Raw genomic sequence first — 14,499 nt, 5'->3', positions numbered from 1 at the left:
GGGTGGACCCACTGCGCGCGGCGGCCTTCGGCGACCGACCGGGGGCGGACGTCCGCCGCGCGGCGGACGGCCCGCCGCGCGACCGCTGGTTCGCGGCGGTCGCGCTGGGCGGGCAGGGCCACTACGCGGCGGCGGCGACCCTGCTGCACCCGCTCGTCCGGTCCGGTGATCGACTGATCGCGTCGCTGGCCGCCTCGACGCTGGCCTCCCACCGCCGCCAGCTCGGCTCGCACGCGACCGCGCGGCGGTTCGACGCGCTGGCCCTCGCCGCCGCGCCGGACTCGTCGCCGCCCGACCTGGACGGGGTCGACGCGGCGGGCGCGCGGGCGGACGCGCTGCTGGGGCTGGCGGCGGACGCGGTGGGCGCGGGCCGGCTCCGGGAGGCCCGCCTGCTGCACGCGCGGGTGGTCACGCAGAGCTGGCGCACGGGGGTCCGCAAGGACTGGGTGGCGGCCGAGATCGAACTCGCCGCCGGTCACGCGGAGCGAGCGGTCGAGCCCGCCGAACGGGCGTTGCGCGCGGCCGAAGCGGTCGGTGCGACGCGGCACGTGCTCAAGTCCGGGCTCGTCCTGGGGGTGGCTTCAGTGGTGTGGGGGACACCCGAAAGCGTCGCTCGGGGCGTCCATTTGCTATCCTGTGACCTAAATCACACTGACCGCCACGGGCTTCTCTCGTTGTCCTGGCCGACGGCACTCATGCTCCTGACCAGCCCCGTTGTCCGCAATGATGCGGAAACCGAGAAGGTGAGGAATTTTGCCGTCAACGCTCTGAGCTGCGTGTTACGCAGAGCTGATCCGATCAGCCGACGACTCGCGGTCAACTCTGCGTGGATCCCGACGGCGCTGCTCCGTTCCGGGGAACCCCCGAACGCAGACCCCCAGGCGAACTTCTTGACGGATTAAGCACCGGATCGTGTCAAGGTTCGGCCCCTAGCGTCCGATAGGGGAAGTGGAACGTCACTCGGCTGCAGGAAGGAGTCCCCGTGACCACGGTCCTTATTTGCGACGACCGGCGCAGTGTGCGGGAGGGTCTCACCCGCGTGATGTCGGCTGTCCCAGGGGTTAGCCGCATCGACTGCGTAGCGCACGGTGACGAGTTGTTGGCGCGCTTCTCTCGGCAGCCGGTCGACGTGGTGCTGGTGGGAACCCAGCGCGCCGTCCCGACCGGGGTCGAAGCGACCCGGCGACTCGTCTCGGCCAACCCGCAGGCAAACGTCATCGTGTTCGGCGCACCGGACGACGCGGGCAGCATCGCCGCCGCGATCGCCGGCGGCGCCCGGGGCTACCTCCGCTGGGACGCCTCGCGCCCCGAACTGGTGGCCGCGCTCGCGCATACGTTGGCCAGCACCTCGGTACCGGCACCGCGCCAGCCCTCCGACCCGGGGGTCCAGCTCACCGAGCGGGAGCTCCAGGTGCTGCGCGGGATGAGCCAGGGCAAGAGCAACGGGCAGATCGGGCGCGAGCTCTACCTGTCGGAGGACACCGTCAAGACCCACGCCCGCCGGCTGTTCCGCAAGCTCGGCGTCCGTGACCGCGCCCAGGCCGTCGCGCACGGCTTCCGGCGGGGGCTCGTGTCGTAAGGCCGGTCACACCGCCCGGCACTCCTTCCTCCGGTCAGCCCGGTGACGCAACCGTCGCCGGGCTGGTTCGTCTCTTAGGGCGTGTCGGCACTTCGCAGGGGGTCTTTCGACCCCTTTTGCGAACATCCGGCGCGGGGACCGGTACGGTAAGGGTCACCGGTACGGGCGACGTCGATCGTCCCGTGCCGTTCGTTGTCGGTACGCCTACACGTAACACCAGGGCTGTTGTCTGCGATGACCAACTTGGGGGACGGACTGGACGCCGAAGTGGGCGCAGCCGTCGATGGCGACCGCCACGCGATCGAACGACTGCTGGCATCCATTCGTCCCTTGGTGGTGCGGTACTGCCGCGCCCGAGTCGGAAGGCAGGAGAGGTCTTTCGCTTCGGCGGACGACGTGGCCCAGGAGGTGTGTCTCGCGGTGCTGACGGCCCTGCCCAGCTATCGCGACCAGGGTCGGCCGTTCTTGGCGTTCGTCTACGGGATCGCAGCGCACAAGGTGGCCGACGCGCATCGCTCAGCCGCCCGGAACCGGTCCGAACCGGTCCCGGAGGTGCCGGACGCGCCGGAGACCGAAGCCGGACCCGAGCAGCGCGCCATGCAGGGCGAGCTGTCCGGGCGGATGGCCCAACTCCTGAAGGTCCTTCCGGAGAAGCAGCGGGAGATCCTGCTGCTCCGAGTTGTCGTCGGTTTGTCGGCCGAGGAGACCGCCGACGCGGTCGGCTCCACGCCGGGCGCGGTACGGGTGGCGCAGCACCGCGCCTTGGCCCGCCTCCGCAAGACCCTGGCGGCGGAGGAGGTGGTCTGAGTGGCCGACCAGCACGAGAAGGGCGATGGACGAGTCGTGCGCGGACGAGACGAGAGAACCCCGCTCACTTCGGACGACCCCCTGGTTGACCCCGGCGACGACCTCGCCGGCATCCGGGCGGACGACGCGTTGCTGGACGCGCTGGGCGGGCGCGGGCAGACCGATGCGTTGGTCGACGATGAGCTGAACGCGCTGCTGCTGGCGTGGCGGCGCGAAGTCGACAGTCGTCCCATGGGTGAGCTGGTCGACACCGACACCGCCGTGGCGACGATCGCCGCGGCCCGCCCCCTCCAGCGGGGCCGCCACCGCTTCCTGATCCCCCTGGCGAGCGCCGCCGCCGTGCTGGCCATCGCGTTCACCGGGGTCAGCCTGGTCGCCCGCGACGCCCAGCCGGGCGACACCCTCTGGGGCCTGACGAGGGTGCTCTACTCGGACCACGCCCGGTCGGTGGAAGCCGCCGTGACGGTCCGCACCGACCTGGAGACCGCCCGCGCCGCGCTCAGCGCCGGCCGCTACGGCGAGGCCCGGGACCTGCTCAACCGCGCGAGCGAGGCGCTGCCCTCGATCTCGGTCGACGACGGCAAGGCCGACCTGGAAAAGAGGCACGGCTCGCTGCTGCGCGAGCTGACCAGCACCACGCCCGTCCCGACCACCACGCCGGCCGCCTCCACCGCGCCGTCGACCACGACGCAGGCCGCGTCGCCCACGGACCAGACGACGACGACCCAGCAGCCGACGACGGTCGAGCCGACCACGACGACCGCGCCGACCACGACCACGACGGTGCCGCCGACCACGGGCGGTTCGGTCGCCCCGCCGCCCAGCGGCAGCGGCGAGTCGTCCAGCGGCGGTACCCAGAACGAGAGCGGCAACGCCACCCAGAACGGCAGCTCCAGCCTGTACGGCGGTGCCGGTCAGCCCGGCGGCAGCCCGGCGGTGACCGGGGGCAACTGACCCCGCTCCAGCGCTGCGATGCCCGTCACCTCGCCCGAGGTGGCGGGCATCCGCCGTCCGGGCCGGGTCGGTCGGACAGGTGCGGGTGGGTCCGGTCCCGGAGCCGGTGTGACGAGGGATCGGTCACATCGGGGGACGGGTTCAGCGGGCGCTCTCGGTCGCGGTCACGCCGTCGGCGTAGCCCCGGCAGTACTCCCAGCTCACGTACGAGGCCGGGTCGGGGTCGTAGGCCGGCTCGTGCGGGCGCATCCGACCGTCCGACAGGAGCTGCTCCAGGCTCGACCGCAGCAGCGCCCAGTCGTGGTAGTGCGGCTCCTGGCACTCGCCGCAGTCCACCACGATCCCCCGGACACCCCGGGGTTCCAGCAGCGCCTGGTAGACGGCGAGGTCGCTCAGGTCGCCGACCAGCTCCGCCCGCTCGTCGTCGTCCATCGGCGGGTGGTCGTGGTCGTCGTCGGGCTGCCCGAGGGCCCGCGCCGGGTCCTCGGGGTCGCCCGCGAACGGGTCTGGTGGCAACGCGTCGTGCGGCACGACCACGCACGGTACCGGGCCGACCCCCGACCACGTCCAGATACCATGGGCTGAACCCATCGCCGCCTGCGGAAAACCCGATCCGTCGCGCGGCGGGATCGCCGCACGACGGAAGGCAAGCCAGCCGCCATGACCAGCGAGCTCAACGCTGACGGAGTCCCGCCCAAGTTCGCCATGCTGGGACTGACCTTCGACGACGTCCTGCTGCTGCCGGCCGAGTCCGGGATCGTGCCCAGCGGCGTGGACACCAGCACCAGGATCTCCCGCAACACCACCCTCCGGGTCCCGCTGGCGTCGGCCGCGATGGACACCGTGACGGAGGGCCGGATGGCCATCTCGATGGCCCGCCAGGGCGGCATCGGCGTCCTGCACCGCAACCTGTCGGTCGAGGAGCAGGCCCGCCAGGCGGAGACCGTGAAGCGGTCCGAGGCGGGCATGGTGAGCGACCCGGTGACGTGCACCCCGGACGACACCATCAAGCACGTGGACGACCTGTGCGCCCGCTACCGCATCTCCGGCGTCCCGGTGACCGACGCGCAGGGCAAGCTGGTGGGCATCATCACCAACCGGGACATGCGCTTCGAGGTCGACCACTCCCGCCCGGTGCGCGAGGTCATGACCAAGGGCCCGCTGGTGACCGCGCAGGTCGGCGTGTCCGCCGACGCGGCGCTGGGCCTGCTGCGCCGGCACAAGATCGAGAAGCTGCCGATCGTGGACGGCGACAACCGGCTGCGCGGCCTGATCACGGTCAAGGACTTCGTCAAGACCGAGCAGTACCCGAACGCCTCCAAGGACCCGGACGGCCGGCTGCTGTGCGCCGCCGCGATCGGCGTCGGCGAGGACAGCTTCACCCGCGCGATGGCGCTCGCGGACGCGGGCATCGACGTGATCATGGTCGACACCGCGCACGGCCACCAGCGCAACGTGCTGGAGATGGTCGCCCGGGTGAAGAAGGAGCTCGGCGAGGGCGTCGACGTGGTCGGCGGCAACGTGGCGACCCGGGCCGGCGCGCAGGCGCTGGTGGACGCGGGCGCGGACGGCGTGAAGGTCGGCGTCGGCCCCGGCTCGATCTGCACCACCCGCGTGGTGGCGGGCGTCGGCGTGCCGCAGATCACCGCGATCTACGAGGCGTCGCTCGCGTGCGCGCCCGCCGGCGTGCCGGTGATCGGCGACGGCGGCATCCAGTACTCCGGCGACATCGCCAAGGCGATCGCGGCCGGCGCGAGCGCGGTCATGCTCGGCAGCCTGCTGGCGGGCACCGCCGAGGCGCCCGGTGAGCTGGTCCTGGTCAACGGCAAGCAGTTCAAGACCTACCGGGGCATGGGCTCGCTGGCCGCCCTCCAGGGCCGGGGCGAGGCCAAGTCGTACTCCAAGGACCGGTACTTCCAGGACGACGTGCTGTCCGAGGACAAGCTCGTCCCCGAGGGCATCGAGGGCCGCACGCCGTTCCGGGGCCCGCTCTCGTCGGTGGTGCACCAGCTCGTCGGCGGCCTGCGCGCGGCCATGGGCTACACCGGTTCGCAGACGATCTCCGACCTCCAGCTCAAGCAGCTCGTGCGGATCACCGCAGCGGGTCTGAAGGAAAGCCACCCGCACGACATCACCATGACCGTGGAAGCGCCGAACTACACCACGCGCTGAGCTAGGGTCCGGGAGTACGCCCGCCCCACGAGAGGACGATAAAAGGTGCGCGACCTGGTCGAGATCGGCATGGGCCGGACCGCGAGGCGGGCCTACGAGCTGGACGACGTCGAGATCATCCCGTCCCGCAGGACCCGGTCCTCTAAGGACGTGTCGACGGCGTGGCAGATCGACGCCTACCGGTTCGAGATCCCGTTGATCACCCACCCGACGGACGCGATCGTCTCGCCCGGCACGGCGGTGGCGGTCGGCGAGCTGGGCGGCCTGGGCGTGCTCAACGCCGAGGGCCTGTGGGCGCGGCACGGCGACGTGGACGACGCGCTGTTCCGGCTGGTGCAGTCGGTGGAGGACACCGACGACCCGGCCGCGCCGGTGAAGGTGCTCCAGGAGCTGCACGCCGCGCCGGTCCGGCTGGACCTGATCGCCGAGGCGATCAAGCAGGTGCGCGAGTCGGGCGTCACGGTGGCGGTGCGGGTCAGCCCGCAGCGCGCGGCCGAGCTGACCCCGGACCTGCTCGCGGCGGGCGTGGAGGTCCTGGTCGTGCAGGGCACGATCATCTCCGCCGAGCACGTGTCGCGCGACGGCGAGCCGCTGAACCTGAAGTCGTTCATCGCGGACCTGGACATCCCGGTCATCGCGGGCGGGGTCGGCGACTACCGCACGGCGATGCACCTGATGCGCACGGGCGCGGCGGGCGTGATCGTCGGCTACGGCTACACGCCGGGCGTGACCACCACGGACTCCGTGCTGGGCATCGGCGTCCCGATGGCCACGGCGATCTCCGACGCGGCGGCGGCCCGCCGGGACTACCTGGACGAGACCGGCGGCCGGTACGTGCACGTCATCGCCGACGGCGGCGTGCTGACCAGCGGCGACGTGGCGAAGTCGATCGCCTGCGGCGCGGACGCGGTGATGCTGGGCGAACCGCTCGCGGCGGCGTCGGAAGCGCCGGGCCAGGGCCTGTACTGGACGTCGTCGTCGGCGCACCCGTCGGTGCCGCGCAGCCACGTGTCGACCGGCGTGGACCAGGTGGTCGACCTGCGCAGCCTGCTGTTCGGCCCGTCGGTGGACCCGCGCGGCGTGACGAACCTGTTCGGCTCGCTGCGCCGGGCGATGGCGAAGACGGGCTACTCCGACATCAAGGAGTTCCAGAAGGTCGGCCTGACCGTGCGCGGGTAGGGTCGTCGCTCCCTCCGGAAGGGCCTCCGCTCCGGCGGGGGCCCTTCGTCGTGCGGAGGAGCTGAACCGGTCGAGTACTGGCTGTTACCCGAAGTTACCCCTAATCTCGCGGCATGGGTGAACTCGTCGGTAACAAGACCGATTACGACGTCGTGGTCGTGGGTTCGGGCTTCGGCGGCAGCGTCGCGGCCCTCCGGCTCACCGAGAAGGGCTACCGGGTCGCCGTGCTCGAAGCCGGTCGCCGGTTCGCCGACGACGAGTTCGCCAAGACCTCCTGGGACCTGCGGCGGTACCTGTGGGCACCCGCGCTCGGCTGCTACGGCATCCAGCGCATCCACGCCCTGCGCAACGTGATGGTCCTGGCCGGCGCGGGCGTCGGTGGCGGGTCGCTGGTCTACGCGAACACGCTCTACCGGCCGCTCCGGGCGTTCTTCCAGGACCGGCAGTGGGCGCACATCACCGACTGGGAGGCCGAGCTGGCCCCGTTCTACGACCAGGCGAGCCGGATGCTGGGCGTGGTGGAGAACCCCACGACCACGCCGTCCGACGAGGTGATGCAGAAGGTCGCGGCCGACATGGGCGTCGCCGACTCCTACCGCCCGACGCCGGTCGGCGTGTTCTTCGGCGAGCCCGGCAAGACCGCCGAGGACCCCTTCTTCGGCGGTGCCGGTCCGCGCCGGACCGGGTGCGTGGAGTGCGGCGAGTGCATGACCGGCTGCCGGGTCGGCGCGAAGAACACCCTGGTCAAGAACTACCTCTACCTGGCGGAGCGGAACGGCGCGCGGGTGCTGCCGCTGACCACCGTCACCGGCCTGCGGCAGGAGCCGGACGGCACCTGGTCGGTGGACACCCGGCGCACCGGGGGCCGGCTGCGGCGCGACCGCCGCACGATCACCGCGGGCCAGGTCGTGCTGGCCGCCGGCACCTGGGGCACCCAGCAGCTGCTGCACCGGATGAGGGCCGAGGGCGCGCTGCCCCGGCTGTCGGCCAGGCTCGGCGAGCTGACCCGCACCAACTCCGAGGCGATCATCGGCGCGGGCCGGTTCCGGGTGGACGAGGAGCGCGACTTCAGCCGGGGCGTGGCGATCACCTCGTCCATCCACCCCGACGAGCAGACCCACATCGAGCCGGTGCGCTACGGCAGGGGCAGCAACGCGATGGGCCTGCTCCAGACGCTGTCCACCGACGGCGCGAAGGCCACGCCGAGGATCGTCCAGTTCCTCGTCCAGGCGGTCCGGCACCCCGTGCGGTTCCTGCGGATCGTGTCGGTGCACCGGTGGAGCGAGCGGACGGTGATCCTGCTGGTGATGCAGAGCCTGGACAACTCGATCACCACGTTCAGCCGCAAGGGCCTGTTCGGGCGCAGGCTGTCCTCGAAGCAGGGGCACGGCGAGCCGAACCCGGCGTTCATCCCGGCCGGTCACCGGGCGAACCTGTTGGCCGCCAAGCACATCGGCGGTGTGGCCGGCGGCACGTGGGGCGAGCTGTTCAACGTCCCGCTCACCGCGCACTTCATCGGCGGCTGCCCGATCGGCGCGGACGCGGCGTCGGGTGTCATCGACCCCTACCACCGGGTCCACGGGTACCCGGGGCTCTCCGTGGTGGACGGGTCGGCGATCTCGGCGAACCTCGGCGTCAACCCGTCGCTGACCATCGCGGCGCAGGCGGAGCGGGCGTTCTCGTTGTGGCCCAACAAGGGTGAGGACGACGGGCGGCCGGCACCGGGCGCGGCCTACCGGCGGGTGCCCGCAGTCGCACCGGTCGAGCCCGTCGTGCCGGCGTCCGCGCCGGGTGCGCTGCGGCTGCCGATCGTGCAGGTCAAGGGCTCCTGACCTGGTGCGACGCGGCGGGAGGTGAGGCCCAATCACCTCCTCCGGGGTGCATATGTGTTGAGGTCAAAAGCTCATGGGCGCGCTCTCGCCGTGCCGGTCCTATGGTGGGTCCGTGGCAGCGAAGCCGTTTGCGTCCAGTGCCGACCTCGCTCCGAAGGACGAGGTGTTCGTGGAACTCGCCGAGGGCGTCTACGCCCTGACGGCGGAGGGCGACCCGAACGTGGGGGCCGTCGAGGGCGAGGACTTCGTCGTCTGCATCGAGGCCAGGGCCACCCCGGTGGCCGCCCGGCGCTGGCTCGACCTGCTCCGCGAGCGCACCGACACACCCGTCCGCTACCTGGTGCTCAGCCACTACCACGCGGTGCGCACGCTGGGCGCGAGCGCGTTCGGCGCGGACCAGGTCATCGCGCACGAGCTGACCCGGACCCTGATCGCCGAGCGCGGCGAGCAGGACTGGGCCGGCGAGTACGGCCGGATGCCCCGGCTGTTCGAGGACCCCGCGTCGATCCCCGGCCTGACCTGGCCGACGCTCACCTTCACCGACCGGCTCACCATCCCCCTCGGCGGCGACCGCGGCGACCTGGAGCTGCGGTACTGCGGGCGCGGGCACACCGCCGGCGACATCGTGGCGTGGCTGCCGCACCAGCGCGTCCTGTTCGCGGGCGACCTGGTCGAGTCGCAGGCCGCCCTCTACACCGGCGACGCCTTCCACGACGAGTGGGCGACCTCCACCCTGGACGCCGTGCGCGCGCTGGGCGCGGAGCAGCTCGTCGGCGGGCGGGGCGCGGTGGCCCGGGACCGGGGCGAGGTGGACGCGGCGATCGCGCAGTCCCGGCACTTCCTGGACGAGCTGCGCCGCACGGTCGGGTCCGTGCACGTCGGCGGCGGCACGGTGGCGGAGGCGTTCCGGGCCGCGCACGCGGCGCTGGCCCCGCGCTACGGGCGCTGGCCGATCTTCGAGCACTGCCTGCCGTTCGACGTGCAGCGGTACTGGGACGAGTGCTCGGGCGTCGACTGGCCCAGGGTCTGGACGGCGGAGCGGGACCGCGAGGTGTGGGCGGAGCTCCGGTGAGCCCGGCTCCCATCGGCGGCGAGTTCACCTCCGTCCGGGCCGTCGGCGGCCGGCCGCGCTTCGACGCCGGCGCGCGGGCCGCCGGCACGACGGGCCCGCAGGCCGTGCTCGGCGCGGTGCGCCCGGCGGCGGGCCGGCGGCGCGGCCGGGGCGGTGCCGAGGACCCGGTGCTGGTGGTCGGCGCGGGACCGGTCGGCATGACGGCCGCGCTGCTGCTGGCACGCGCGGGCGTGCCGTGCGTGCTGCTGGAGGCCGCGCGGCGGCGGACCGAGGTGGGCAGCCGGGCCATCTGCGTCCAGCGGGACGTGCTGAACATCCTGGAGCGGGTCGGCGCGGGCCGGGCGGTCGTGGACGCCGGCGTCACCTGGTACCGGGGCCGGACGTTCCACCGGGGGCGCGAGGTCGCCACCCTGGAGCTGCCCCGGCGGCCGGGGTTCCCGCCGTTCGTGAACACGCCGCAGACCGACGTGGAGCGCGTCCTGGAGGCCCGGGTCCGGCAGGAACCGCTGATCGACCTGCGCCGGGGGCAGCGGGTGGTGGCGGTGTCCCAGGGCGACCACGTCGAGCTGACCACGGACACCGACGTGTTCCGGGGCACGCACTGCCTGGCCGCCGACGGTGCCCGCTCCACCGTCCGCGACCTGCTCGGCATCGGCTTCCCCGGCCACTCGTTCGACGACCTGTTCGTCATCGCCGACATCGCGGTCGACCTCGGGCACCCCGAGCCGGAGCGGCTGTTCCACTTCGACCCCGACTGGAACCCCGGCCGCCAGGTCCTGCTGCACCCCCAGCCCGGCGGCGTCCACCGGGTCGACTGGCAGGTGCCGGAGGGCTTCCGGCTGACCGACGAGCACATCCGCGAGATCACCGGCGACCGCCCGTACGAGGTGCGCTGGCAGTCCACCTACCGCTTCCACCAGCGCCGCGCCACGGCCCTGCGGGACGGCCGGGTGCTGCTGGTCGGCGACGCGGCGCACGTGATGAGCCCGTTCGGCGCGCGCGGCCTGAACTCCGGGATCTGCGACGCCGACAACGCGGTGTGGAAGGTCGCGCTGGACCGTCGCGGCGAGGCGGGCCCGGACCTGCTGCCCTCCTACGAACGGGAACGCGCGGCGGCGGCCGACGAGAACCTCCGCGTCACCGGGGCCACCATGCGGTTCCTGGTGCCGCGCACCGACCAGGAGCGCGCGCACCGGCAGGCGGTGCTGGAACAGGGCCGCGTGGACGAGATCGACTCGGGCCGGCTGTTCGAGCCGTTCGCCTACCGCGACTCACCGCTGACCAGCCCCGGCTGCGACGGCGAGCTGCTGCCCGACAGCACCCACTGCGGTCCCGGCTTCACCGAGGTGAACGGCACCCTGATCCGCCCGGACGGCCACCTCGCAGCCGTAGCCCCGACCGACCCTCAAGCCGCATTGCGCCAAGCGACGGGGTTCGCTGTGTTGGATTGCCTCGACTCCGTCGAGGCGGGCGAGGCCGCTCGGAAGTCGGTGCATCGCGCCGTCTTTCACTCCGATCGAAAAGCGTGATCGGAGTGAAAGGCGACGCGACACACCGACGCGGCTGTGTTGGATTGCCTCGACTCCGTCGAGGCGGCTCGGCCGCCTGAAGTCGATGCATCGCGCCGTCTTCCGCTCCGATCGAAGAGCGTGATCGGAGCGGAAGGCGACCCGACACACCGACGCGGCCTCGCGTGTGGGTCGGGTTGGGTGGTGGATTGTGGTGGTCGCTCGCCTGACGATGCGTGTCGGGGTCAGAGGGTTATGCCGGTGAGGACCATGGTGCGTTCCTCGGTGAAGTCGTCCATTGCGGAGCGGACGCCCTCGCGGCCGGTGCCTGAGCCCTTCACGCCGCCGTACGGCATCTGGTCGGCTCGGTAGGACGGGACGTCGCCGATGATCACGCCGCCCACTTCCAGCTCTGCCGCCGCTTCGAAGGCCACGGCCACGTCCCGGGTGAACACGCCCGCCTGGAGGCCGTAGTCGGTGGCGTTGGCCAGGTCGAACGCCTCCGCCGTCGAGTCCACCACGGACACCGCGAGCACCGGCCCGAACACCTCGTCCTTCCACAGGTGCGCCGACGCCGGCACGTCCTGCACGACCGTCGGCTCCACGGTCGTCCCGTCCCGCCCGCCGCCCAGGTGCAGCGTGGCGCCCCCGGCGACCGCCTCGGCCACCCACTCCTCCACGCGGCGCGCGTTGTCCTCGTCGATCAGCGGACCGACCTCGACCTCCGGGTCGTGCGGGTCTCCGGTCCGCAGCGCCCGCACGGCCGCGACCAGCTTCGGCACGAACGCGTCCGCCACGTCCCGGTGCACCAGCACCCGCTGCACCGCGATGCACGACTGCCCGGCCTGGTAGTTGCCGAACGTGGCGATCCGGGACGCCGCCCAGTCCAGGTCCGGCCAGTCCGGGCAGACGATCGCGGCCGAGTTCGAGCCCAGCTCCATCAGCACGTGCTTGCGCGGCGCGTCGTCGGTGAGCGACCAGCCGACCGAGGTCGACCCGGTGAACGAGATCACCGGCAGCCGCTCGTCCACGACCAGCGACTTCATGTCCGCGCCGCGCACCGGCAGCACGGAGAACACGCCGTCGGGCAGGTCGGTCTCGGCGAGCAGCTCACCCAGCAGCAGCGCCGACAGCGGCGTGGCCGAGGCGGGCTTGACGATCACCGGAGCACCCACGGCCAGCGCCGGGGCGACCTTGTGCGCGACCAGGTTCAGCGGGAAGTTGAACGGCGCGACGGCCAGCACCGGCCCGCGCGGCACCCGGCGGACCAGCGCGAGCCTGCCCTCGCCGCCGGTGTCGGTGTCCAGGCGCTGGAGGTCGCCGGTGAACCGCCGGGCCTCCTCGGCGGCGAACCGGAACGTGTTCACCGCCCGGGTGACCTCGATGTTCGCCCACTTGAGTGGTTTTCCGTTCTCGGCGGTGATCGTCTCGGCGATCTCCTCGGCGCGGTCGGCCAGCGCCCGCGACACGGTGAGCAGCGCCTCGGCCCGCACGTGGGCCGGCGTGCGGCGGAACTGCTTGGCGACCGAGGCGGCAGCCGCGACCGCGCGCTCCACCTGCTCGGGGCCCGGTACGGCGACCGACGCCACCTCCGTGCCGTCGAAGGGGTGGTGCACGGTGATGGCCTGCGTGCCCTGCTCGGCGTGTCCGGCGATCCAGCAGGGACGTGGCTGAGGGGTGGTCGCGTCCATGCGCCCAACCTAGGCCGTTCCGTGCACCGGGTGCAGGTCTGAGACGATGTCAGCCGTGTCTGAGAGCAACAGCCGCCCAGTTCTGGTAATCGACTTCGGCGCGCAGTACGCGCAGCTGATCGCGCGTCGGGTCCGCGAGGCCCAGGTGTACTCCGAGGTCGTGCCGCACACCACGTCCGTGGCGGACCTGGTGGAGAAGGACCCGGCGGCCATCGTGCTCTCGGGCGGGCCGTCGAGCGTGTACGAGCCGGGGGCTCCCCAGGTCGACCCGAAGCTGTTCGAGCTCGGGGTCCCGGTGTTCGGCATCTGCTACGGCTTCCAGGCGATGGCCGGCGCGCTGGGCGGCACGGTGGAGCACACCGGCACCCGCGAGTACGGCCGCACGGAGCTGGACGTGGCCGGGTCCGGCCTGCTGCACGAGGAGCTGCCCGGCACCCACCCGGTGTGGATGAGCCACGGCGACTGCGTGACCGCCGCGCCCGACGGCTTCACGGTGACCGCGTCCAGCGACGGGGCCCCGGTGGCCGCCTTCGAGGACCGCGAGCGCCGGTTCGCCGGCGTCCAGTACCACCCCGAGGTCGGCCACTCGCCGCACGGCCAGGAGGTGCTGCGCCGGTTCCTGCACGAGATCGCGGGCATCCGTCCGCAGTGGACCACCTCGTCCATCGTGGAGGAGCAGGTCGCGCGCATCCGCGAGCAGGTCGGCGACGGCAAGGCCATCTGCGGCCTGTCCGGCGGCGTCGACTCGGCGGTCGCGGCGGCCCTCGTCCAGCGGGCCATCGGCGACCGGCTGACCTGCGTCTTCGTCGACCACGGGCTGCTGCGCGCGGGCGAGCGCGCCCAGGTCGAGCGGGACTACGTGGCGGCGACCGGCGTGCGGCTGGTGACCGTGGACGCGCGGGAGCGGTTCCTGGGCGCGCTGGCCGGCGTCACCGACCCGGAGGAGAAGCGCAAGATCATCGGCCGGGAGTTCATCCGGGTCTTCGAGCAGGCCGAGCGCGACCTCAAGGCCGAGGGCGACTACGAGTTCCTCGTGCAGGGCACGCTGTACCCGGACGTGGTGGAGTCCGGCGGCGGCGCGGGCGCGGCGAACATCAAGAGCCACCACAACGTGGGCGGCCTGCCGGACGACCTCCAGTTCACCCTGGTCGAGCCGCTGCGGGCGCTGTTCAAGGACGAGGTGCGCCGGGTCGGCACCGAGCTGGGCCTGCCGGAGACGATCGTGCAGCGCCAGCCGTTCCCCGGGCCCGGCCTGGGCATCCGGATCATCGGCGAGGTGACCGCCGAGCGCCTGGAGATCCTGCGCAAGGCCGACGCGATCGCGCGCGAGGAGCTGACCAGCGCGGGCCTGGACCGGACCATCTGGCAGTGCCCGGTGGTGCTGCTGGCCGACGTGCGCAGCGTGGGCGTGCAGGGCGACGGCCGGACCTACGGCCACCCCGTCGTGCTGCGCCCGGTGTCCAGCGAGGACGCGATGACCGCCGACTGGACCCGCTTGCCCTACGACGTGCTGGAGCGCATCTCGACCCGGATCACCAACGAGGTGGCCGAGGTCAACCGGGTGGTGCTGGACGTGACCAGCAAGCCGCCGGGCACCATCGAGTGGGAGTGACGCCCGATTGGCTGGGTGACGTCTGATTGCCGGCGTGACGCCCGATTGGCCGGCGTGACGAAAAGGCCACCTCGCGTGATGCGAGGTGGCCTT

The 14,499-nt window shown here is 72.6% G+C and carries 12 protein-coding genes; 10 read left to right on the top strand and 2 right to left on the bottom strand.

All coding sequences use genetic code 11. The features are described 5' to 3' along the window. Nucleotides 1-2: 2 nt before the first annotated feature. The 4 genes from AB0I60_RS18310 to AB0I60_RS18295 all read left to right on the top strand — a co-directional run bounded on the left by AB0I60_RS18310 (nucleotide 3) and on the right by AB0I60_RS18295 (nucleotide 3,340). A complete protein-coding gene (locus AB0I60_RS18310) occupies nucleotides 3-902 on the top strand; it encodes a hypothetical protein (protein ID WP_360731250.1) in 900 nt (299 codons plus the stop codon). A gap of 80 nt (nucleotides 903-982) precedes the next feature. Next, on the top strand, nucleotides 983-1,579 hold the full coding sequence (locus AB0I60_RS18305; protein WP_015805222.1) for a response regulator transcription factor: 597 nt from the start codon (nucleotides 983-985) through the stop codon (nucleotides 1,577-1,579). Between the two features lie 234 nt (nucleotides 1,580-1,813). Then, nucleotides 1,814-2,386, top strand: a complete 573-nt coding sequence (locus AB0I60_RS18300; RefSeq protein WP_360731249.1) for a sigma-70 family RNA polymerase sigma factor — start codon at nucleotides 1,814-1,816, stop codon at nucleotides 2,384-2,386. Next, nucleotides 2,387-3,340, top strand: coding sequence for an anti-sigma-D factor RsdA (locus AB0I60_RS18295; RefSeq protein ID WP_360731248.1), 954 nt, complete (start codon nucleotides 2,387-2,389; stop codon nucleotides 3,338-3,340). It begins immediately after the preceding gene. Between the two features lie 141 nt (nucleotides 3,341-3,481). Here AB0I60_RS18295 and AB0I60_RS18290 read toward each other — a convergent pair whose 3' ends face one another. Further along, complete coding sequence (locus AB0I60_RS18290) at nucleotides 3,482-3,931, bottom strand: DUF5319 domain-containing protein (RefSeq protein ID WP_360731247.1); 450 nt, start codon at nucleotides 3,929-3,931, stop codon at nucleotides 3,482-3,484. A 69-nt stretch (nucleotides 3,932-4,000) separates the two neighbouring features. Here AB0I60_RS18290 and guaB point away from each other — a divergent pair, with 69 nt between their 5' ends. The 5 genes from guaB to AB0I60_RS18265 all read left to right on the top strand — a co-directional run bounded on the left by guaB (nucleotide 4,001) and on the right by AB0I60_RS18265 (nucleotide 11,124). Beyond that, nucleotides 4,001-5,512: an IMP dehydrogenase gene (gene guaB, locus AB0I60_RS18285; protein WP_360731246.1), complete on the top strand. Its 1,512-nt coding sequence runs from the start codon at nucleotides 4,001-4,003 to the stop codon at nucleotides 5,510-5,512. A 45-nt stretch (nucleotides 5,513-5,557) separates the two neighbouring features. Further along, a complete protein-coding gene (locus tag AB0I60_RS18280; RefSeq protein WP_360731245.1) occupies nucleotides 5,558-6,691 on the top strand; it encodes a GuaB3 family IMP dehydrogenase-related protein in 1,134 nt (377 codons plus the stop codon). A gap of 113 nt (nucleotides 6,692-6,804) precedes the next feature. Beyond that, a complete protein-coding gene (locus AB0I60_RS18275; protein WP_360731244.1) occupies nucleotides 6,805-8,523 on the top strand; it encodes a GMC family oxidoreductase in 1,719 nt (572 codons plus the stop codon). Between the two features lie 112 nt (nucleotides 8,524-8,635). After that, the gene (locus tag AB0I60_RS18270) at nucleotides 8,636-9,595 is read left to right on the top strand and encodes an MBL fold metallo-hydrolase (RefSeq protein ID WP_360731242.1); all 960 of its coding nucleotides are present in this window, start codon (nucleotides 8,636-8,638) and stop codon (nucleotides 9,593-9,595) included. Further along, nucleotides 9,592-11,124 carry an FAD-dependent monooxygenase gene (locus AB0I60_RS18265; RefSeq protein ID WP_360731240.1) on the top strand — a complete coding sequence of 511 codons (1,533 nt, stop codon included), beginning with the start codon at nucleotides 9,592-9,594 and terminating at the stop codon, nucleotides 11,122-11,124. Before AB0I60_RS18270 ends, AB0I60_RS18265 begins: the two co-directional genes overlap by 4 nt. A gap of 224 nt (nucleotides 11,125-11,348) precedes the next feature. On the opposite strand, the gene AB0I60_RS18260 is transcribed toward AB0I60_RS18265, so the two are convergent. Further along, nucleotides 11,349-12,794, bottom strand: a complete 1,446-nt coding sequence (locus tag AB0I60_RS18260; RefSeq protein WP_360731238.1) for an aldehyde dehydrogenase family protein — start codon at nucleotides 12,792-12,794, stop codon at nucleotides 11,349-11,351. A 46-nt stretch (nucleotides 12,795-12,840) separates the two neighbouring features. On the opposite strand from AB0I60_RS18260, the gene guaA reads away from it, so the two are divergent. Continuing rightward, entirely contained in the window at nucleotides 12,841-14,406 is a 1,566-nt protein-coding gene (gene guaA, locus AB0I60_RS18255) for a glutamine-hydrolyzing GMP synthase (protein ID WP_360731236.1), read from the top strand. Nucleotides 14,407-14,499: the final 93 nt, after the last annotated feature.

The organism is Actinosynnema sp. NPDC050436, from assembly GCF_040655415.1.
In the GTDB taxonomy this organism is placed as follows: Bacteria; Actinomycetota; Actinomycetes; order Mycobacteriales; family Pseudonocardiaceae; genus Actinosynnema.
This window is presented reverse-complemented; position numbering and strand designations above follow the sequence as displayed.